This is a genomic window from Selenomonas timonae (assembly GCF_014250475.1).
GTDB lineage: Bacteria > Bacillota > Negativicutes > Selenomonadales > Selenomonadaceae > Centipeda > Centipeda timonae.
Genome location: NZ_CP060204.1, coordinates 1,046,327 through 1,068,728, shown reverse-complemented (window position 1 = coordinate 1,068,728; position 22,402 = coordinate 1,046,327). Strand labels below are relative to the sequence as shown.

General features: G+C 56.3%; 9 protein-coding genes. 2 read left to right on the top strand and 7 right to left on the bottom strand.

Annotation, left to right across the window (positions count from 1 at the left end):
- Positions 1-106 precede the first annotated feature (106 nt).
- Positions 107-11,509, bottom strand: coding sequence for a YDG domain-containing protein (locus H1B31_RS04925; RefSeq protein WP_185981118.1), 11,403 nt, complete (start codon positions 11,507-11,509; stop codon positions 107-109).
- A 143-nt stretch (positions 11,510-11,652) separates the two neighbouring features.
- Positions 11,653-13,053, bottom strand: a complete 1,401-nt coding sequence (locus tag H1B31_RS04920) for a flagellin N-terminal helical domain-containing protein (protein ID WP_185981117.1) — start codon at positions 13,051-13,053, stop codon at positions 11,653-11,655.
- Positions 13,054-13,643: 590 nt separating this feature from the next.
- Here H1B31_RS04920 and H1B31_RS04915 point away from each other — a divergent pair.
- Positions 13,644-13,895 carry a DUF4160 domain-containing protein gene (locus H1B31_RS04915; protein WP_185981116.1) on the top strand — a complete coding sequence of 84 codons (252 nt, stop codon included), beginning with the start codon at positions 13,644-13,646 and terminating at the stop codon, positions 13,893-13,895.
- 25 nt (positions 13,896-13,920) lie between these two features.
- Complete coding sequence (locus H1B31_RS04910) at positions 13,921-14,235, top strand: DUF2442 domain-containing protein (RefSeq protein ID WP_009441277.1); 315 nt, start codon at positions 13,921-13,923, stop codon at positions 14,233-14,235.
- A gap of 83 nt (positions 14,236-14,318) precedes the next feature.
- Here H1B31_RS04910 and H1B31_RS04905 read toward each other — a convergent pair whose 3' ends face one another.
- The 5 genes from H1B31_RS04905 to H1B31_RS04885 are packed head-to-tail and all read right to left on the bottom strand — an operon-like array spanning position 14,319 to position 22,393.
- The gene (locus tag H1B31_RS04905) at positions 14,319-18,089 is read right to left on the bottom strand and encodes a PolC-type DNA polymerase III (RefSeq protein WP_185981115.1); all 3,771 of its coding nucleotides are present in this window, start codon (positions 18,087-18,089) and stop codon (positions 14,319-14,321) included.
- Complete coding sequence (locus H1B31_RS04900; protein WP_185981114.1) at positions 18,086-18,661, bottom strand: lytic transglycosylase domain-containing protein; 576 nt, start codon at positions 18,659-18,661, stop codon at positions 18,086-18,088. The genes H1B31_RS04905 and H1B31_RS04900 overlap by 4 nt, the downstream gene beginning before the upstream one ends.
- Positions 18,648-19,253, bottom strand: a complete 606-nt coding sequence (gene coaE, locus H1B31_RS04895) for a dephospho-CoA kinase (protein ID WP_185981113.1) — start codon at positions 19,251-19,253, stop codon at positions 18,648-18,650. The genes H1B31_RS04900 and coaE overlap by 14 nt, the downstream gene beginning before the upstream one ends.
- On the bottom strand, positions 19,254-21,887 hold the full coding sequence (gene polA, locus H1B31_RS04890; RefSeq protein WP_185981112.1) for a DNA polymerase I: 2,634 nt from the start codon (positions 21,885-21,887) through the stop codon (positions 19,254-19,256).
- Complete coding sequence (locus tag H1B31_RS04885) at positions 21,884-22,393, bottom strand: cob(I)yrinic acid a,c-diamide adenosyltransferase (protein ID WP_185981111.1); 510 nt, start codon at positions 22,391-22,393, stop codon at positions 21,884-21,886. The genes polA and H1B31_RS04885 overlap by 4 nt, the downstream gene beginning before the upstream one ends.
- Positions 22,394-22,402: the final 9 nt, after the last annotated feature.

The following is a 22,402-nucleotide window of genomic DNA, read 5'->3' as shown; positions in this document are numbered from 1 at the left end:
ATAACACATTTTATAATTTTACAAGAACATTTGTGCAACAGCGCCCCATCGACACTCTCTCGAGGCGTCGATGGGGCGCTGTCATTCTTATATACTCAGTTTTTCATCACGCACCGAACACCTCGTTCACGAGGCGGAATACCGTCTCATCCGTGATCTCTATGCCGTTCTTGCTGATGTCGACACCATCCTTGACCATGTTGAGGGAGGGCGGTTCATAGGAAATCTCCGCCTCGGGATCGCGGCCGAAGTGGCTGCGACGATCAAGTGAGGCATTCTCATAGGCGTACTCATCGGGGAGCATCTTGCTCGTCTGCGTGAGTGCCTGATAGTAGTCGGTATCGGGGACATACGGTCCGATATGGAGCGCGGTCGCGTTCGCAGGGTCTTGAACGAAACGATAGTTCCGCGCGACGCTGTCCCCGTCGTACGTGCCGTCTGCGAGCTGATAACGCGTGCCGTCGGGACGCTGATACTGCGCCTTGTCCGACGGACGATAGTAGCCGTTGATTGCGTAGTCGCCCCAGCGCAGGCGGCCATCCGGCGAGTTGTAGTAGATCTCGCCGGGGAGTGCTTCGCCATTGACGCCCGTCGCATAGTCCTTCCCTGTCGGCGTGCCCGTATAGCTGTCGGGCAGCCCCTCGTTGATCCAGCGCGTCTGCGGATCGGCTTTCAGATGAATCTCCTTCGGCGTGATTCTGCCCGTCTTACGGGTAGTTGACGCAATCTCATTGCCCTTCTCATCGACGATCTTGTAGTTCGCGGCATCCGTGCCGGAAAGTCGCAGATCATAGTCGACATCCTTGTCCGCTACTGTACCGTCGCCGTTCTTCCACGCATTGTCCTGCCACGCAACATTCGCGTCACCGTACGTTGCTGTGGAGCTGTTCCGAACCTTATCCCCGTTGATGAATGCGTTCGCTCCCGATTTGTGGCGGAACGTCACGAGGCTGTCACCGACACTTGCGATATTCTTCGTGCCGTCGTAGACCTTCGTCTGCTTCGGCAGATAATCTGCGGTGAGTTCGCGCGGGGTAATGTCGCCCGTTCCCTCTTTCTGAATCACCCCATCCCAACCGACAAAATTAAAGTTCCGATTGCTGAGTTTCAGCGTGTAGTCAACAATCTTGTTTGTACCGACATCCTTCCCTCTCTTTGACGAAGTTCCTCTGTATGATCCTGTAAGAGACTCGATATTGGACTGATCCAGCTTATGAGCGTTCCAGAAACTACGCGCCTCGTCATACCGCTCGTCAAGGTTCTGCACGTCGGACGTGCCATCATACTCCTTGTGTGCATGCGTAAAGTTGGGATCAAATTCGTTCCTAGAGACATCCGCCTGTCTGATTGCTCCGTCGCTGTATGCGTTGTCCGGAATCGGCTCGTAGTTATCGGCATAGCCGCCAAGGAGGTTGCGGAGTGCATTGCCGACGCCGCGGTACTGCACATCCTTGTGCTTATCTGCATTCGCATCTGCACGGAAGGTCGCATCGGTACTGCCGTAGCCATAGTCGCTCTGGATATTCCCGTTGTTGAGCTGGGCGAGGCGGTCGCCAAAGACGCCCATGCCGTCACGCTGGAGCACCGTGCGCGTATGTCCATTCGGATCGTCCGTAATGCGTGCCGTTATCTGGTCATTCTTCGTATCCGTATCGTATGCTTTTTTGACATACGGAAGCCCGTCAAAGACGATGTTCAGCTTGCGCTTCGCGATGGTGTTATTGTTGGTTTCCAACGGTTTGGTGATCTTCCCGCCGAACACATCGACAAAGCGATAGTTCGCAGCATCCGTGCCGCTGAAAGAAGTGTGATATTTCACCTTCTTCCCCGTCCCTGCATTCTCATCCGTGAACTCTGCCCACGAATCATTCTGAACGACATCGCCGCTGATGATTCCATTCGGCTCAAGCTCCAGAACGCTATCCCCTGTGGTGACACGCTTCCCCTGTTTGCCACCGCGCCGCGTGAAAATGCTGTCGTCACCTTCGACATAGACATCACGCTCGGAGTCATAGGTCTTCCAAAGCTGATCGACCGGCAGAACTTTGACATCCTTCCGCTTGATCTCTCCCTTGACATCACTCTCCCTCGTAAAGTCAGCAATCTCGAAGTTGTCGCCCTTATACTTGAACCCGTAGGTGACGGTCTTGCCTGTCCCCGCGTTCTTGTCGTCGTAGTGCGTCTTCGTCGGGTCGATCTCAATTTCGTCCCTGATGCTCCGTGCCTTCCCGCCGACCATCACCGTCGCATCTGTGAGGTAGTTCTTGAGCGCCTCAGAGGTGCTCTGCCCGTTGTACTTGACCGCACGCGTACGATCGTAGATTTTCGTCGCACCTGCGGCATCAAAGGTCGTAGTGACTCCGTCGGTCGGATGATTCGGATTGATCGAGAGCGGGTTGATGCGTCCCTTCGCATCGTTGACAGTGTAGCTCTTGCTGCCGCCCTCCACACGATAGTTCTTTGCCGTATTGTTGCGCGTTGCGAGATCGCTCAGTGCATTGTCAAAGCCGGTGTACTTCACTGCCTTATCCAGCACATTGCGGTGCACATCGCGGCTGACATTGGCATCCGCATTCCCGTTCGAGTCGAGGTACTGCCCCTGCACCTTGTTCAGTGCCCCACTGTCGAGCGACAGGGTCTCACTGCCCACGAGCCCGCTGAACGTGATATCACCTGCAACGAGGTTGTTGACCACTGCCGTACCATCGTAGTCTTTTTCCTTGCGTGCGACATCGACCGTCAGCGTCTTCTTATAGATATCAGCAGCCTTGCCCGTTACCGTATGCGTGGTATCGTGTCCCGCGATCGTGTAGTTGGCAAGTGTCGCTGCATCGCCCGAGAGGGTCAGTGTGTATTTCACCTTGCGCCCATTGGGTGCAGCAGGCAGATGGATCCCCTTTTTTGCATCGCCTTTCGTCTCTGCCGACGCATTCGGATCGTCGTATTCCCCCTTGACTTTGAGTTGGATCTTGCCCTGATCTGCCTTGACGATATGAGTGATATTCTCATTCGCCAGGGCGTCTACATAGTCGCGGTTCGTCTCGTCAAACGTCTGCTGCCCATCGTACTCCTTGATGAGATGCTTCGGGAGCATGGTCGCCAGATCGCGCTTCGTGATCGTCCCCACGCCTTTTCGGGTCGTATCCCGCTCCCCCTCCACATCAAAATTGGTGGTATTGATATGGAGCTTGTAGTTGACCCAGTTACGATGCGTATTGCCATTCGCGTCCGTCCACGTCTCGGTGCCCCCCGCAACATTTTTGTTCTGATACGCAGCCTCGGTGAGGGAGAAGTCCGCAGGGTTCACCTTCACACGCCGCCCATTCGCGAGCTTTACGGTGCTGCGATCGCCGAAATAATATTTCTTTGCACCATTGAGCCCTTCCTCGCCCTTTGCCTCCTGCCACTGACCTTCTTTATCCTTCCAGTAGACGGTTGTAGTGCCGTCATACGTTTTCTTGGATGGGTCAATCTGAAAGTCAAAGTCGGCTGCCTTGATCTTCGCGCGCGTGATCTCCCCTGTGCCGTACACGGTATCTTCAATATCATAGTTGCCCGCTTTCGCTCCTGAGAGTGCGCTCTTGACGTTGGTATAGCGCACATCCTTCTGCCCGACGTTGGGGTCGGGGGTAAAGGGATTCGCAGGATCATTGCTGCGGGTGCCGTATTCGCTCACCACATTGTTTGTGTTAAACGCACCGGTATTGACCGTCCCGTCCGCCGCGAGGATGCGGTCCCGCTTCAGCGTGTCAACGCCGCGTGCATCGGAATTGTCGGCGATGGCAGACATGAGCTTTTTCTGATCCGGGTTGTCCGCTTCTGTGTCATACTGCTTCGATGCCTTGTCAAACCCGAGGGTCAGCTTGCGCTTTGCAATCGTTCCTGTTGCGGCGAAGTTGATTTTCGTCTCAGCGTTGCCCTCGGTCGCACCGTATTTCAGCGTGTAGTTCTTGCCCGCGTCGCCCTCGATCTGGGCGGTGTAGTTGACGTTCTTCGTACCGGCATTTTCGTCTGCATACTCCGCCGTCACCTTGACCGTCGTCTCGGGGTTCCCCGCCTTGCGGACGAGCTTCGTATCCTCTGTCGTCCCCGCTGCATAGGTGACGTTGCCCTTCGCATCGTGGTCGGCAAAGGCATTATAGTGACGCTCGTCCGTATCGTGTACCGTCTTTGTGGTATCATAGATCTTGTCGATGCCCGACTTCTGTGCCAGATCGAGGTTCAGCACGCGGCGCTTGATCTCGCCCGTGTCGTGCATCTCGAACTCATTTGTGCCGGAGATTTCGATGTTGCTGTTGGTCAGCCGGAACTTATACGTGACGCGGATGCCCGTTCCCGCATTGGAACTTTTATACTTCGTCCCTTTCTCGTCAATCACGAGATCGCCGCGCAGGTCGGCAGTATGCCCGCCGCCGAGATCCGCCGTCGCCTCCGTGATATAGTTCTTTACCGCATCCGACGCACTCGACCCGTTGTATTTGACCCGATCGGTGCCGTCGTACGTCTTGGTCGCGCCGGAGGTGCGGAAGGTGATCTTTGACGTGTCGATGTTCGCCTTGTTGATGGTTCCCTTGGCGTAGGCAGTCTCGTTAAACTCGTAGTTCGACGCGTCCGCACCAAGCGCATTGTTCATCGCCGCAGACACGTTGTCAAACCGGACGAGCTTGTCCTTGCCCGCATTTGGATCTTCCGTCACTCTGTCATTTTGGACGTACTTACTGGCAATCCCCGCAAGGTTCTGCACGTCCGTACCGTTCACGAGCGTCTGCTTGTCTTTGCGCAGAACTGCCGCATCGGCAGACGAAACAAACGGGTTGATCGCAGTATTCTCCGCAGACCCGTTGTATGTCCTTGCCGGTGGGTTCTTAAACTGCACATCCACTTTGCGCTTTGTGATCGTGTTGTTATTGGTCGAGAACGCCCCTGCATTGTCCGCGCCGTTATACTTCAAATTGTAGTTACCGCCGTTCGCGGTAAAGTTCAGCGTGTAGTCAATCTGTTTATTCGTTCCCGCGTTCTTGTCGGCATACCCTGCGGTCGTCGTGTATGTCGTGCCATCGCCCGCGACAAGTCCGTCGAGGGTGATATTGTCGCTTGCATTGGCGACCACCTGATTCGCATTGTTCTTTGCAACGCCCACGACATCCTTTCCCGCATCGTAGGTCTTTGTGAGTGGGCTCTTGACCGTCGCCGTGACATCCTTCTTCGTGATGATGCCGTCGCCCTTCGTCGTGAACGAGGTGACCCCCGCCCCGAGGGAGAAGTTGCCCTTCCCCGAGCGATCCGTATAGCTCAGTCGATAGGTGACACGGTCGGTCTTTCTGCCGCCGTCCACATCCTTCGTATCATACTTCGCCTCCTCGAGCTTTAGATCGCCGAGGATATCCACCGCAGGAGCAGAGCCGACCGTCACCGTCGCGCTCGTAATATACTTCTTCTGATTGGTGGTCGTGCTCGAACCGTCCGTCCACTTGACATCCCGTGTCCCGTCATAGACCTTCGTCGCCCGGGTCTTCGTAAAGGTAATCGAACCATCATTCAGCTCATATGGCGTGATCTCGCCAAGCCCCTTCGCCGTAGGCGCAAGCGTATAGTTGCCCGCATCCGTGCCCGAAAGGGTGAGATTCGAATAGTTGACCCAGTTCTTCTGCGCCGTGCCGCCGATCGTCTCCGTCGTGCCGTCGCCGTTCACGTTCTCACTCTGGAACGACTCCGTGTGCGAGCCAAGTGTGACCCTATCGCCCGACACAACGCCATTTAAGCCGCTCTCAAGACCAACGGCTAAGGGGTCGACATTCTTCGTCCCGTCATAGACCTTCGTGACCTTTTTGAGTGCACCCGAAAGATCCTTCGGCGTGATCTTTCCTGTCGCCGAAAGTGTAAGCCCGCTCTCGGCATCTGTAACAATGCCGTTCTTGTCAAAGGAGTAGTTCGTTGCGTCGCCATTGAGAGTGATATTGTAGAGAATATCCTTGTCAATCGGATTGTTGGAGCCGTCGCGGCGCACATTCTTGTCCGGCGCCGTATTTGCATCATTGCGATAGTTCGACGTGATATTAAAGCTCGTGCCGTCCGTCGTGACCAGCTTGTTCGCCGCCGTCGCGCCGTCTGCATACGTCACATTGCCCGCGCTGTCGTTATCCCTCAGCGCGTTCCACTTCTTCGCGCCGTCTTTGAGCGTCGTCTGACCGTCATACACCTTGTCGATGCCGGAGTTCTGCACGAGGTTGAGACTGAGGGTGCGGCGGGTAATGCTGCCATTCCCCGAGACCTTACCCGTGCCGTTCTCAAGCGCAACGCCGTTCAGCGTATAGTTCCTGATCTTTGTGGCGTCCCCTGTAGCCTCCACATTGTAGAGCACCTTCGTCGCAGTCGCAACATTCGCCGTTGGATTGTTGCTGCTGTCCGCAAACTGCGCACCATCCCCGCTGAGGCGGAAGAATACATCGTTCTGGTCGGTCGCAATGATGCCCGTCGAGGGACCGGAGTTGGGTGTCAGATGGTCGCCCGTTTTCAGCGTATAGCTGCTCGTGCCGTCATAGACCTTCGTCGCGTTTGCAATATTGCCGTTCGCATCCCGCACCTGGAAATTATCCGGGGAGATGTCGCGGCGGTTGATCGTGCCCTTGCCGTATACCGTCTCGTCGACGGTATAGTTGCCCGCATTCACACCAAACTCGTTGTTGAATGCCGTACGCATATTCGTATACTGGACATCATGCTGCGTCCCGTTGCTCGCATTCGCATTCGCTGTAAAGGAGGTCGTGCCGCGCCCATAGGTGCTTGTCGCCGTGGCGGGCGAGGCAGACATCATCCCCTGATATTTTGTCGTAAGACGCGATGCCGTGACATTGTCCACACCGAGAACATCTGCGAGTACCGAGCTGGCGGGATCGTCGGTAAAGCCCGTGACCGTTGCAGAGTTGTTCCCCGCTGTACCGTCGTAGGTCTTCGACACATCGCGCATCGTGACGTTCAGCTTGCGCGGCGTGATCGTCCCCGCATTTGCCACCGTGCCGAGATTCGCCGTGACGGTCTTCGCTGCGCCCGAGCCGGTGGGCGGCGTACTGATGACAGCATTGCTCTGATTGACAATCTGATAATCGTCCGCATACTGACCCGTGAGCTGCGCCGTATAGGTGACAGACTTCTTGATGACATTGTCGCTGCTGTCGCGTGCAACATCCTTGGTCGCATAGAGTGCCGTCGAGGTGTTGTCGCGTGTCTGTCCGCTCACCCACCCCGTGAAGGAGACGACCGTGTTGCCCTTGACCTCAGTGCGATTTCCGTCCGTATGCTCCCGCATCCCGTCGTAGACCTTCGAGATCTCCTTCGTCTGCGCCTGAATCGAGGCAGGGGTAATAGACCCCGCCGCCGTCACATGAGCGGGGTTTGTGTCATTGACCGTCTCGAGATTGCGGAGCGTGTTCGCCGTCTCCTCTGCCGCTGAGCCAAAGGTATAGTTGTCGAGGGGGCTATTGCTTGCGTCACTCGTGCGTGCTACGACATCATAGGCGACATGATGCGCCTCCGACTTATGCGAGGTGCGGTTATTGCCGTCCGCATCGCTCGAGAAATGTCCCACCGAGCCGGTCTTGAGCGCAAAGGTCACCTTGCCATAGTCGTCCGCAACAATGCCGGTATTCCCGGATGCCGCAGAGCCCGTGAGATATGCCCCCGGTGCAAGTGTATAGCGATCGTGCCCGTCATAGACCTTCGTTGCGTTCGCGACCGTTCCGTCTGAGTTGTATACCTGAAAACCGGACTTGTCGATGCGGCGGCGCGTGATCGTGCCCACACCATACTGCTTATCATCGATTTTATAGTTATGTCCGCCTTTGTTGAGCGCGCCGGAGAGTCCCACGTACTCTACCGTACGTGAGCCTGCATGCTTGGATGCTGTGAATGCGCTGCCTGTGCCGTCTCCATAGCGGCTCGTGACATTCGTCGTAATGACATTACTAGGCTTGATGTCGTCCGCATCAAGCACATCATTCGATAGGCCGTCATCGAGCGATGCAACGCTCTTCATGTTATTCGTCGCAGTGCCGTCGTAGATCTTCGACGCATCGTTGAACTTTACCGTGATCGTACGCGGGGTAATCGTACCTCTGTAACTCGAATCCGACAGCGTCAACGTGTTCGTCACATTTTCCGTATCCGTTGTCTGATCGAAGGTATAGTTGTCCGACTCTGCCCCCGTCCCCTTGACAAAGGAGGCATAGTACTCCACCCCCTGCGTCGTCGGATCGCCCGAGATATCGACAACAACATTTTTCGAGTCATACTTCGCTGTCGAGGTATTCGTGCGCGGAGAATCGCCGCTGACATACCCAGTGATCCTGACCAGCGTATTGCCTGTCGTAATATTGCGGTTGCCGTCGGTCTGCTCCTGCATCGCGTCGTAGACCTTCGTGATATTGTTGTTCACGACCGTCGCCGTGAGTGCCTTCGGCGTAATCTTGCCTGCGCCGGTCACGTCGAACGTATTGTTCAGATCTTTCTGCGTCGTACCTTCCAGGACATAGTAATCCTCGAGACGATACGTATTCGGAGCATCCGACTCCCCCATGACCTGATAAGCTAGCTTCGTTGCCTCCTTGACGTTCTTGGTGCGGGTTCCGCTGTTATCGGTAAAGTAGCCCTTATCCCCGATGAGTTTGAATGTGATGTGATTCTCATCACGCGAAACAATCCCCGTATCACCGACCGCCGGTGCATGAGAGGAGAGATAGACATTCGTCGGATTAAATTCAGTTGTACCGTCATAGACCTTCTGCGCAGGCTTCTCTGCATGCGTTGTCCTATCGTAGACCTTGAAGCTGTCCTTCGTAATCTGGCGGCGATTGATCGTGCCGTCCAGATAGACAGTCTCGCTGCTGACTTTCGACTGGTTGTTGTCGGCGGGTGTATAGTAAAGCTCGTAGTTCTGCCCATCCTCATAGCCTGAGTCCGACCGCAGTCCGACGTTCGTATACTGGAGCTTATGCGTCCCCGCATGAAGCTCCTCATTGCCACTTGCATCCGTATACTTCGGGTCATTGATGGTCTTAAGATCAACCGTATCTACGGTATCGTTTTCATCCCGCATGATCGCGCCGTCGGGGATCGTTTGATCGGAGGCAGTGGTAAGCGGCGCCGTTTTCGTCTTATCCAGTTCGATGTTCGGCGTCCCGACACTCTGCTTCATCACGTCATCTTTGACGACAGATGTCCCGTCATAGATTTTAGCATTCGCTGTTGTTTTGTGAATCGTGAGATAGAGCGGTGCCTTGGTGATGGTCGCCTTGCCTTTGAGATTGTTAATGGAGGTTCCATCAAATTCATAGTTATTCTTATCGTCACCGTCAAAGCCGATCGATCCCGTGAATGTAACTTCTTTATTAGTACCGACGTGCTTATCCGCCATCTGGGCCTTGAAATTGCCCGCGGTAAAGTTAAGCTGAACGCTGTTGCTTGCTATATCCTCGGCAGTAAAGCCCTCGGATTTGATAGTCCCGGATGTAAGCGCGTCAATAAAAGCCTGTGTAACGTCTTTTTTGCCGTTATACACGCGTGTCGGATTGATATTACCGTTATTGAGTTTCACCTGACGCTTGTCGATCGTGATATTCACGCCGCGCAGATTCGGGCCGTCCTGATCCGTCCATAGGATTGCCTTGGTGCCTACGTTGCGAATGCCGTTCGTCTTGTCAAAGTCCTTGGTCGTTCCGTTTTCGTAGTCCTTGATCTTCGCCATGTCAGGAGCGTCACTGTAGATCACGTTCGTCTTATCGCCGACCGTCGTATCCGGCGCCCCGACAATCTTTATATACTGACTGTTGTATGTCAGCCCCGTGACATCTGCACCGTTATTCGATTTTACAGTATTAGACGTATCCGAATTGTAGGAGCCGTCCGCATTAAAATAGCGATAGTTGTACGTCGCCGTTGACGTACCATTCATAAACGCCGTCAGCATCGGCATGGTACGCCCCTCATAGATGCGCCACTTCGCACCGGGTGCGCCCGTGTTGTTGATTGCACTCCCCCAAGCGGAGTAGGTAGCAGAAGAAGTTGCAGTTTTCTTTGTTCCCGAAACAATATCTTCTGCTATATAGTTATTATTAATGTCTTTATCAATAAGATAGACATTATGCGTTTTACTTGGAATCAACGCTGTCCTAGTAGTCGTAAATCTCGTTCCAACGGCATAGGAATTATTAATCGTAGTATCTCCACTCGGATCTACAATATAAACGAAGTCCGTTCCCAAAGTTCCCGCTAGGGTGGAAGAATTACTATAAGAATCATTCACTACAGTTCCAGAATCAGACCAGCCGATGATACCGCCACCCTCGCCAATCTTCGCCTGACTATATGCACTGTCAATCGTCGTATCTTTGGTATATCCAACAATTCCGCCAACAAAGGTATCGTTACCATTTACCGTAGTATCTTTCACGTATACATTTTTTAGCTTCGTTCCAGTGGCATATGCGATAATCCCGCCAGCTGAATACGCCGTGGGAGGAGCACTGCCTCCAGAGAGACCTGTTATCTCTGCACCCGTGACACCAAGATTTTCAACCCGTGCTCCAGTGTCAGTCTTTCCAAAAAGTCCTGCGTATCCAACACCGCTGACTGTAAAGTTCTGCACTTTGAAGAAATTCCCGTCAAGTTTACCCGTAAATGCATTTTTTGTATTTCCGCCAATCGGTGTAATCGCCGTCTTATTGCCAGCAACAGTAAAATCGATGTCATTCTCGAGCATATAGTTCTTCGTGAGATCGTTATTGATATCTTGGAACTCTGTTGTAGTGGAGACAAGTTGGTAGTAGTTGTTTGCCGCCGTTGCCGCAGCACCATTGACCGTGTATCCGGATGTCGGTGCCGTTCCCCGATAGCCAATATGTGCCGTGCCATCATTCACTGTATCGGTATGCATCACAACAGAGCCAGTCACATCCCCTGCATTGAGAAAGCGAATATGCTTTCCGTACACCTCGACCTTCGTTGCTTTGAGCGTCCCCATATTGACGACATCAGAGAGACCTGCCGTTGTGCCGAGCGGCGAAACATTGTTCGCCATATCCGCATCCTTATTCACCGTATTGGTCGCCTGCGTGGAGACATAGAAATTCCCGACATCAACCTCAGCCCCCTTGCCGAAGATGACGCCGTTCGGATTGACAATATAGACATTGTTTCCGCCCAGAATCTTACCGTTAATATTCGAGGTATTCGCGCCCGTAACGATGTTCAGATAGTTCTTCGTCTTTGCCTTACCGTCATGAATCACACGTTCGACACTTGTGAGAGAATAATCCTTCCACTCGATCACATTGTTCGTTGCCCCACCCGTGATATTCGTATCATTGCCAACGCGTGAGATTGTTGCACCGCCGCTGACGACGGTTCCACCCGTCGGTGCGGCAAAACCGATCTGAGGAATCAGAAAAGCGCCCGCCATCCCTGCAATAATGGCGTAGCACACACGCTGCGACAGTTTCGTTCGATGATTCTTCATTTTCCGCTCTCCCATAGACATATTGCTGCTTATGTAGTATATCGGACATTATAGTACATTTAATAATAGCATATGCAGTAAATAAAAACAATAAATCCTCCAATCGTCCTAAAGATGATCGGAGGATTTTCCTAAAAACTATTTTACTGGAGCAGACTCAGCACTGCGCTCGAGTTCTGATTCGCCTGTGCGAGCATCGCCTGCGCCGACTGCGTGAGCACGTTGTGCTTCGTATACGCCGTCATTTCCTTTGCCATATCCGCATCACGGATCGTGGACTCCGATGCCTGCACATTCTCCGAGGCAACAACGAGATTGCTGCTCGTATAGCCGAGACGGTTCTGTACCGCACCGATAACAACCGCCTGATCTGTTGCCTTAATCAATGCATTCTCAAAGACATTGATTGCAGCATTTGCAGCTTCTTTCGTCGTTACCTGAACCTTTGGTCCAGTTCCAACGACAGTTCGGGTGCCCACAGACGGCGCCGGAAGGGTAGGAGCAGCTGGAAGCGGTGTCCGATCCCAACCATTGCCGTTAGGTGACTGTAACCCAAGCGCCGCCGAACGCATATCCGTAAAACCGACCTTGATCGCTTGATTTGCCTTTGTTCCCGTCTGAAGGACGAGAGAATTATCAACCGACGGATTCTGCGCACGCACCGTCTCCTTAAATGCATCGAGGACAGCATTCACCTCATTGCGCATTTTCCCACTGCTGTCCGTAACCGAGAAGGTAATTCCTGCAATCTGGTTGTTTGCTCCAGCAAGGGAAGCACGAATTGTAAGAGCAGGCTGATTGTCTGGCGTGAATACCTCTCTCCCGTATTCGTCTACACCTACTCTTGCATTTCTGCTATAATAACTGGCATCGCTGTTTGTGATAATATCAATCATATTGGTGACATTGATATTTCCTATTGGAGATATCGTCCCAGTATACGTAACGCCATTCTTCACCCACGATGCAGTGAGCGTATCCGAAGAATGAATTCCAACCGCATTGCCATCACGGCGAACCAAGTTCACCAAGCGCGTCGATGGCGACGTGTCTGTGGCAAGACTGGTGTTCGTGAAGCTCGAATATGTCCCCGTACCCGAGTCCCCCAAAACCAATCCATTCTGCGATCCGTCAACGAGATACATCCCGTTGTAGGTCGTCAGCGCATTGTCGTCGATCTGATCGATCAGCTTGTCGACTTCCTTCTGAATCAGCGCGCGATCTTCGTCCGTATTCGTATCATTCGCAGCGTTGATCGCCTTTTCCTTGAGGGTCTTCAGAATCTCGATCGTGGACTGCACTGCCCCCTCTGCCGTGCGCATGAGAGCGGAACCATTCACCGTATTGTTGTTATCCTGATCGAGTGCACGGATCTGCACACGCATCCGCTCCGAGATCGCCATCCCTGAGGCATCGTCACCGGCACTGTTGATCTTCATGCCCGAAGAAACCTTCTGCAGACTCTTCGACAGCTCGCTCTGATTCTTGTTGAGCGTATTGAGCGTATTCACCGCCGACATATTATTTTTGACCACCATCGCCATAAAGACTGCCTCCCTGACTGTTATCTATGGTTTTGTTCCGAAATAATTGCATAAATGGACGGAGATACGCCGTCTTGAAAGTTATATCGTCGAAATGAGGGAGGGACTTAAATATATTCTGTGAGATTTTCATCTCGTACGTCATGTAACCCACCGCCTCTCCTTCGATCATCTTGTCCCTCTGTATCTCCTCGTCAATCTCCTGCACAAAGCGATCTGCCGTCAACACGCCATTAACATACTGCAAGAACGCCTTGATGGAGGAGTCGATCTCTCCTATCGTGCCCTTCGTATTGAGAACTATCTTGCGCGCATCATCCCGCAGCCGTAAATCCGTATCCTCGACACAGCGGTTCTCAAACGTATAGAGATATCGTCCTGCATCAAACGGATCGAACGGACAGATAAAGATGATAATGGTCGGGTTCAGGCTGTCATAGTCCGCGCCCGATGCGAGCAGGTCAGCATCACCTCTCTGCTTCTATTTTACGAATTTTTGAGATAGAGCGCAAGAAAAACAAGGAGTTAAATAATCTCTGCTTGTCATACATCGTCTGCTCTGATAGGATATATATAGCGGAGGTGAAAAAATGCCGGAAATCACCAGATTCTACGGAATCGTTATTAAGATTTTCTTCCGAAACGAGCATAACCCGCCCCACATCCACGCCATCTACGGCGAGCACAACGCTCTGTTTTCAATCAAAGATATGCAAATGATCGAAGGCGACCTACCTGCAAGAGCGGTTAAATTAGTGCAGGAATGGGGCAGACCGTTTGCTAAAGACCTTCAGCAGATGTGGGATACAAAAGAGCTGAAAAAACTCCCTCCGCTGAAATAAATCACATCGAAAGGAGCTAGTTCCCATGCTGTCCATCAAAGTTACAAAAGTCATACCGCTCGATCATCTGCGTCTGTTGGTTTTTTTCGAGAATGATGTGAACAAAATATTCGATGTCGCCGCACTCATGGAAGAATGTCCGGAGTTCGAGATCCTGCGCGATCCCGCCCTGTTCCAGTTGGTCAAGGTCGAGCCGGGCGGCTATGGTATTTCATGGACGGATGAGCTCGACTGCTCGGAAGGTGAACTCTGGGAAAATGGCGTCGAGATTCCTCTGACCGCCGCTGATTTTGCTCGATATGCAAATTACGAGATGATGCACATAAAGAAAGCCTCGTAGAGATTTTATAAACACAACGAATGCCCCTCGGAGACGTGAAATCTCCGAGGGGCATTCGTGAGTTTAGTAACTATTTCATAAGTCTACGCAAAAAGCTCCACCTGATTGCTCTCCATCATGCCGTCGAGACAGCCGTGCGTGCGCAGGAGTTCGATGGCGGGGGTGGGGATGTGGGAGCGGGTGGCGAGATCCTCGATGGAGATGAAGCGTCCGTATTGGCGCGCCTCGACGATTGCCTGCGCCGCTTTCTGACCCATGCCGGGGAGTGCGGTGAACGGCGGGAGGAGTGAGTTCTCTCGCAGGATGAATTTCTCCGCATCGGATGCGTAGAGATCAACGGGGTCGCAGGAGAAGCCGCGCAGGTACATCTCCCATGCGAGTTGGAGCACGATAAGGATGTCCTGCTTTTTGTTGTCGAGCTTGCCGCGATGCTCACGCGCCTCGGCGTTGAGTGCGTCGATTGCCGCCTTGACCGCCGCCTGTCCCTTCGCGATGATGTTCGCGTCGAACTCATCGGCGCGGATGGAGAAGTATGCGGCGTAGTACGCGAGCGGATAGTGTACCTTGCAGAAGGCGATGCGGTAGCCCATCATGACGTAGGCGGTCGCGTGGGCGCGCGGGAAGAGGTATTTGATCTTCTGGCAGGAGTCGATGTACCACTCCGGGATGCCGCCCGCGCGCAGCTTTTCTACGACGTCCGCAGTGATGCCCCTGCCCTTTCGCACGTTCTCCATGGTCTTGAACGAGAGCAGTGGCTCGATGCCGTTCTGCATGAGGTAGTTCATGATGTCATCGCGTGCAGAGATCGCGTCTTTCAGCGTACTCGTCCCCGCCTTGATGAGATCCTGCGCGTTGCCGAGCCAGACGTTCGTGCCGTGGGAGAATCCCGAGATGCGCACGAGATCGGCAAAGCAGTCGGGGTGCGAGTCGTCGATCATCTTCTGCGTGAACGAGGTGCGGAACTCGGGGATGCCGTACGTGCCCATGTTCGCGCCGAGCTCCTCGGGCGTGATGCCGAGCGCCTCGGTCGAGGTGAAGATGGACATGGTGGCGGGATCGTCGAAGGGAATCGTCTCAGGATCGCGGTGGGTCAGCTCCTCGAGCATCTTGATGACGGTCGGGTCATCGTGCCCGAGAATGTCGAGCTTGACGAGACGCTCACTGATGGAGTGATAATCGAAATGGGTGGTGAGGGTGTCCGACTCCATGTTGTTCGCGGGACGCTGGATGGGCGTGAAGTAGTGCACGTCCATGTCACGCGGCACGACCATGATGCCGCCCGCATGCTGTCCCGTGGTCGCCTTGACGCCCATGCAGCCGCGCATCATATGCTCAATGTACGGCCGCCCCTTCGTCTCGCCCTGATCCTCGTAGTAGTGCATGGCGTAGCCGTAGGCGTTCTTGTCCTGCAGACCCGAGATCGTGCCCGCGCGGAAGACGTTCATCTTGCCGAAGAGAACTTCGGTGTATTTGTGCGCCGTTGGCTGATAATCGCCCGAGAAATTGAGATCGATATCGGGAACCTTGTCCCCGTCAAAACCCAGAAAGACTGCAAACGGGATGTTGTGCCCGTCCTTTGTGAGCGGCGTCCCGCAGACAGGACAGTCCATCGACGGCAGGTCAAAGCCGCTCCCGACCGAGCCGTCGTCGATGAATTTGTTGTACTGACAGTGGCGGCAGCGGTAGTGTGGCGGCAACGGGTTGACCTCGGTGACGCCGATCATGGTCGCAACGAAGGACGAGCCGACCGAACCTCGCGAGCCGACGAGGTAGCCGTCGTCGTTCGACTTCTTGACGAGGCGCTGCGCGATAATGTAGAGCGCGGAAAAGCCGTGCCGCAGGATCGGTTTCAGCTCGAGCTCGAGGCGGTCGGACACAACCTTCGGCAGATTCTCGCCGTAGAGTTTGCGCGCGCGCGCGTACGACATCTCCTGAATCTCACGGTCTGCGCCCGGCACCATCGGTGCATAGAGCTCGTCCGGGATCGGGAGGAAACGCTCGACGCTCTCCGCGATCTTGCGCGGGTTCGTGACGACGCACTCGTAGGCGCGCTCTGCGCCGAGGTAGTCGAACTCGGCGAGCATCTCGTCCGTTGTGCGCAGGTAGAGCGGCGGCTGACGATCCGCGTCACGGTAGCCGTTCGCCTTTTGCAGCATGGCGCGATAGACGGCGTCCTCTGGGTTGAGGAAGTGCACGTCGCAGGTCGCAATCAGCATTTTGCCGAGCTTCTTTGCGAGCGCGTCCACCTTGCGGTTGATGTCCCTCAGATCCTCATCCGTGTGGATTGGGAAGCGGTCGTCGATCTTGAGGAAGTCGTTGTTGTGAATGGGCTGAATCTCGAGGAAGTCATAGAATTTCGCGATTTCCTCAAGTTCCTCGTCGGGACGCCCCGCGACGATGCTGCGGATGAGTTCGCCCGCCTCGCACGCAGAGCCGACGATGATGCCCTCGCGGTACTGTTCGAGCACAGCACGCGGCACGCATGGACGCCCGCGCTTCTTCGTGCCGCGGAAATAGCGGATGTGCGAGAGCGAGACGAGCTTGTAGAGGTTGTAGAGTCCCGTCTTGTTCTGCGCAAGGAAGATGATATGATGCGCGCGCTGATCCTCGGGCTTATCGAGGAGATAGCCCTCCATACCGTAGATGATCTTGATATCGACACCCTTCTTCTTGAGTGCGCGCGCCGTGTTCATTGCCTCGGGAAATGCCTGCACGACGCCGTGATCCGTGATTGCCACCGCCGGCCAGCCCCAGCGCGCCGCCGTCTCGACGAGCACCTTTGGCGGGACAACGGCATCGAGCGCGCTCATCTTCGTATGCGCGTGCAGCTCGACGCGCTTCACCTCTGCCGTGTCCTCACGCTGCGGCACATTGCGTTTTTCGATGGAGTCGATGAAAAGAACGTAGTCGCTGACAAATTTATCGTATTCGATCTTGCCCTGGATGCGGACGGCGCAGCCCTTGCCAATCGCCTTCAGGATGCGGTCGACCTCTGCGTCGATGTCCTCCTGCGTCGTCTTGCCGCGCACGCCAAAGAATTTTTTACACGCAATGCCGTTCGTCTTGTCGGCGAATTTCAGCAGGAGGATGTACGCGCCCGATTTGAGCTTGTTCGCCTGCGGGGAGAAGATCTCGCCCTCGAGGACGATGTTCTTCACCTCGTCCTCGATCATGCCGAGCTCGCGCGCCTCACCCGATACGCCGCGCCCGATGATAACGCCTGCGGGCAGTTCCTTGGTTTTTGCGCCCTTTGCAGCGCGTGCGGAGGCAGAGGCGGCAGGTGCTTCCCTTTTCACGGGCGCAGGCATGGGCGGCGGTGTCCAATCCGGGGCTGACATCTCGCCGAGCGCGCATTCCATGCAGACGACCTGACAGGCACAGCCGACGTGCGTGCGGACGGCAGCCTCCACGCGCTTTGCAACGGCGCTCTGCGCGAACAGCTCCACGCCGAATGTGCCCGGCGCAGAGAGACGGATGATGTTGCCGTCGACCGCGTACACCGCCTGACGTAGCGTGTGAAAGAGAACGGCATCCTCCCCCGCTGCCTCGCGCACGACGCGCTCCCAGAGCGGCGCAATGGCAGGTGCGAGCGCGACGACATTCTGCTGCACGTACGCGCCCGCGAGTCCGTAGTTCTCCTCGACCTGCCGCGCCATCGCGGCGATCAGTTCCTCATCGAGGACAGCGGGCGTTCCGATAACAAGCTCCCACGTATTTTCCTCTGCCGAGACCTCGACGTGGCGCAGGGCGCACGCACGCAAAAGCGCCCGCTCCTCGTCGGAGAGGGCGAGCCCGCGCAGGAGGCGGAGGAGCATGTCCTCCGCACTGGGTAGAATCCGATAGGTCTTGTTCATTCGTCGTAGAGCCTCTTATACTGCTCCCTGTCCTCGAGCACGCGGCGCACGTAGAGCCGTGTCTCGGGGTAGGGGATCGCCTCGATCTCGTCAAACTGATCGTTCCAATGATAGCGCTCCATCCAGTCGCGCACGTTGCCGCGCCCCGCATTGTACGCGGCAAGCGCGAGGATGTCGTTGCCGCCGAACTCATTTTCGAGCTCCGCAAGATACCAGACACCGTAGCGGATGTTGAGCGCGGGGTCATAGAGATAGTCCTCGGTAAAGGGTTCGTCGAGCTGCCGCGCAATCCATGCGGCGGTCTGCGGCATGAGCTGCATGAGCCCGAGTGCGCCGCCGTCGGAGCGGGCGCGCGTCTGAAATTTGCTCTCGTGCTTGATGACGGCAGCAACGAGATAGGGATCGGCGCGGTAATGCGCAGCGCTGGTCTCGATGTAGCTGCGGTAGTCGTAGGGGTAGATGTAGCTGCGCTCCACCCAGCCCCAGCCGCCGACGATGACAAAGACGACGACGGCGACGACGAGTGCGCGCAGCCCCCACCAAAACACGCGCCGCAAATTACGAACACCCAATGATCCGTTCCCTCCAAAGTTGTTCAATACATTCCCGTGTTTCTTTCGCTGTGCCGCTGTTGTCGATGACGATGTCCGCACGCGCGCATTTCTCTGCGAGCGGCATCTGAGCGGAGATGCGTGCCCGCGCCTCTCCCTCGCTCATTGACTTGTCCCGCGCGAGAAGACGCGCGAGCTGCTCCTCTGCCGGGAGCGCAACAACCCATACCTCATCGGCGAGTACATCCCAGCCCGCCTCAAAGAGCAGAGGCACATCCAGCACCGCTGCCTTCTTTCCCTCCGCGCGTGCCGCACGCAGACGCTCCTCTGCCGCTATGCGGATGAGTGGGTGCGCAATGTCATCCACCTCGGCGCGCACGGCAGGATCGGCAAAGACGCGCACGGCGATTGCCGCGCGGTCGAGCGTACCGCCCGCCGTCACAATCTCCCTGCCAAAGCGTTCCACATAGGCGTTGAAGATCGGCTGTCCCGGCTGCGAGAGCTCATGTGCGAGCGCATCCGCGTCGATGATTGCGGCGCCGAGCGCGCACAGTGCCCTGCTGACGGTGGATTTGCCGCAGGCAATGCCGCCCGTGAGCCCGATGATCCGCAATTATTTCGCCTCCGCCCAGTTCTTCCCGACGTGCACATCCACGGCGAGCGGCACGGCGAGCTCCGCCGCGCCGCTCATCGCCGCGCGCAGGATCTCCGTGACCTGCGCGATCTCCGCCTCCACCGTCTCAAGCACGAGTTCGTCGTGCACCTGCAGGAGGATGCGGCTCTTCACGCCCGCCGCACGCAGCGCGTCATAGGCGCGAATCATCGCAATCTTGATGAGATCGGCAGCTGTGCCCTGGATGGGCGTATTCATCGCCATGCGCTCGGCAAAGGAGCGCTGCATGAAGTTGCGGCTGTTGATCGCGGGCAGATCGCGCCGCCGCCCATAGAGCGTCGTAACATAGCCGTTTGCATGCGCATCTGCAATTATTTTGTCGAGGAATGTGCGCACGCCGTGATAGCGCTCGAAGTAGCGTTCGATGTAGCCCGCCGCCTCCTTGCGCGAAATGCCGAGGTCGCGCGAGAGTCCGTAGTCGCTCAACCCGTAGACGATGCCGAAGTTGACGGCCTTTGCGCGGCGGCGCTGCTCCCCCGTCACCTCCGCGAGCGGTACGCCGAACACCTCCGACGCCGTGCGTGCGTGGATGTCCTGTCCCGTGCGGAATGCGTCGATCATGGTCTCGTCGCCCGACATATGCGCGAGGATGCGCAGCTCGATCTGCGAGTAGTCCGCCGAGAGGAGTGCGTCATAGCCCGCGCCCGGCTCGAAGAGCGCACGTACGGCGCGCCCCTCCTCCGTGCGCACGGGGATGTTCTGAAGATTCGGGTCGGAGCTTGAGAGCCGCCCCGTCGCCGTCACCGTCTGGTTGAAGCTTGTGTGCACGCGCCCCGTTGCGGGACGGATGAGCGCGCCGATGCCCTCGAGATAGGTCGAGCGCAGCTTCGTCCACATACGGTAGGTCAGCACCTTGTCCACGATGGGATGGCGGTCGCGCAGCTCCTCGAGCGTCTCGGCGCTCGTCGAGTAGCCCGTCTTCGTCTTCTTGATCTTGCTGCCCTCTGCGAGCCCGAGACGCTCAAAGAGAATCTCACCGAGCTGCTTGGGCGAGCTGATGTTGAACTCCGTGCCCGCCAGCGCGTGAATCTCCGTGACGAGCGCCTCGATACGCGCATTCGCCGCCGTCAGCTCGCGCTCGAGTGCCGCGCGGTTCACATAGATGCCTGTCTGCTCCATCGCCGCGAGTACGGGCACGAGCGGCAGTTCGATCTCCCGATAGAGCGGCATGAGCCCCGCCCCATCGAGCGCCGCCCGCAGGAGATTGGCGAGATGCGTGGCAGTGAGTGCCTCATGCACGGCGCGCTGTTCCTGCATCGCCTCTTCGGGGACAGCAGGAAAGTCCGCGCTGTGGGCAAATGCCGCGCGCGCGAGGTCGCGCTTATTCTCCTCGGGGCGCAGGAGGTAGTCCGCCAGCTCGAGATCGAAGATATTCGCGCCGACGGAAAGCCCCGCCTGCGCATAGCGCTTTGCATTCCAGAGCACGATGGGACGCTCCGCAAGCACGGCGCGCGCCTCCTCGAACTCCGGCGCATCCGCGCGCAGCACGCGCCGCTCCGCCCCGTAGGAAAGGGCGAGCACGTCGATCTGCACAAAGGGCGCCGTGCCGCTGAACACCGCACTGACGGCAATCTCCTCCGCCGCGCGCAGCGATACGAGATCGGCAGCGGAAAACGCCGCCGCCTCGAGGTTCGCCTCTGCAGCGGCTGCAGTCTCCTCTCCAAAGAGCGACTGTTCCACCCCGACGGTGGGCGCAGACACAGAGAGATAGTCCGAGAACGCGCGCCCCACCGTCCGCAGCTCGTATTCTTTGCAGAACGCATCGAGCGCTGTGCGGTCGGGCTGCATGCGAAAGCCCTCCGCTTCATAACGGAGTTCCGGCACATTGCATTCAATTGTCGCGAGCTGCTTTGAGAGCAGAGCCTGATCCCGATACTCCACGAGCGAGGCACTGAGTTTCTTCCCGCTGACCTCGGCGGCGTGATCGAGCACGTTCTCGATGCTCTCATATTGCAGGAGCAGCTTTGTTGCGGTCTTTGGCCCCACGCCGGGTACGCCCGGAATGTTATCCGAGCTGTCCCCCATCAGCCCCTTCAGGTCGATGAGACGAATCGGCGCGAAGCCGTACTCCTCCTCGAACGCCGCCGTATCGTAGCGGCGCGTGTCGCTGATGCCCTTTTTCGTCAGGACGACGGTGAGATTCGTACGGATGAGCTGCAAGGCATCGCGGTCACCTGTCACGACGATGGTCTCCGTCCCCGCCTCTGCCGCCTGTGTTGCGAGCGTGCCGATGATGTCGTCCGCCTCGTAGTCATCCATCTCGAGGAAGGGGATGCCGAGCGTCGCGGACAGCTCCTTCAGCAGCGGAATCTGAGCGATCAGCTCCTCTGGCGTCTTGTCGCGCGTGCCCTTGTACTCCGGATAAAGCGCCGTACGAAACGTCGTGCGGCTCTTGTCAAACGCGATGACGATCTGCGTCGGTGCGAGCTCCTTCAAGAGCTTCACGAGCATCATTGCAAAGCCGTGCACCGCATTCGTGTGGACGCCGCGCGCATTCGGCGGGAGCTGCAGCGCATAGAACGCGCGAAAGAAAAGGCTGCTCCCGTCGAGTACCGCAAATTTCTCCCCGCTCACAGATTTGGCTTGTCCGCATCCTCAAGGCGCATGAGGACGAAGCAGTAGTCGGAGAGGCGGTTGAGGTAGCGCAGGTCGACCTCTGCCACAGAGCCGCGGCGTGCGAGCGTCCATGCGTGGCGCTCTGCGGTGCGCGCGGTCGTGCGTGCCAGATCAAGTATTGCGCTCGACTTCTTATCGCCGGGGATGATGAACTCCTTCAGCGCGGGCAGGCTCTCCTCGATGTTTGCAATCTCCGCCTCGATTCCCGTGATCATCTCTTCCGTGATGCGGGGCGGCTTGTTGCGGCTCGCAAAATCCGCCATGAGCATGCCAAGCTGCTTCTGTACAGCGAGGATGTCGTCCTTCACGCGCTTGTTCTCCGAGAACGCGCGCGCCATGCCGAGCGTCGAACCGAGGGTATCCACAATGCCGTACACCTCGACGCGCAGATCGTCCTTTGCAATGCGCTCCCCCGTGAAAAGGCTCGTCTGTCCCTGATCGCCAGTTTTTGTCACAACACTCATTGTACTTCC

Excerpts from the sequence above, each read along its gene's own strand:
- H1B31_RS04910 (WP_009441277.1), top strand. The coding sequence starts at position 13,921 with ATGCTGTCCATCAAAGTTACAAAAGTCATACCGCTCGATCATCTGCGT.
- H1B31_RS04905 (WP_185981115.1), bottom strand. The coding sequence starts at position 18,089 with ATGAACAAGACCTATCGGATTCTACCCAGTGCGGAGGACATGCTCCTC.
- H1B31_RS04915 (WP_185981116.1), top strand. The coding sequence starts at position 13,644 with ATGCCGGAAATCACCAGATTCTACGGAATCGTTATTAAGATTTTCTTC.
- H1B31_RS04885 (WP_185981111.1), bottom strand. The coding sequence starts at position 22,393 with ATGAGTGTTGTGACAAAAACTGGCGATCAGGGACAGACGAGCCTTTTC.
- H1B31_RS04925 (WP_185981118.1), bottom strand. The coding sequence starts at position 11,509 with ATGAAGAATCATCGAACGAAACTGTCGCAGCGTGTGTGCTACGCCATT.
- H1B31_RS04920 (WP_185981117.1), bottom strand. The coding sequence starts at position 13,053 with ATGGCGATGGTGGTCAAAAATAATATGTCGGCGGTGAATACGCTCAAT.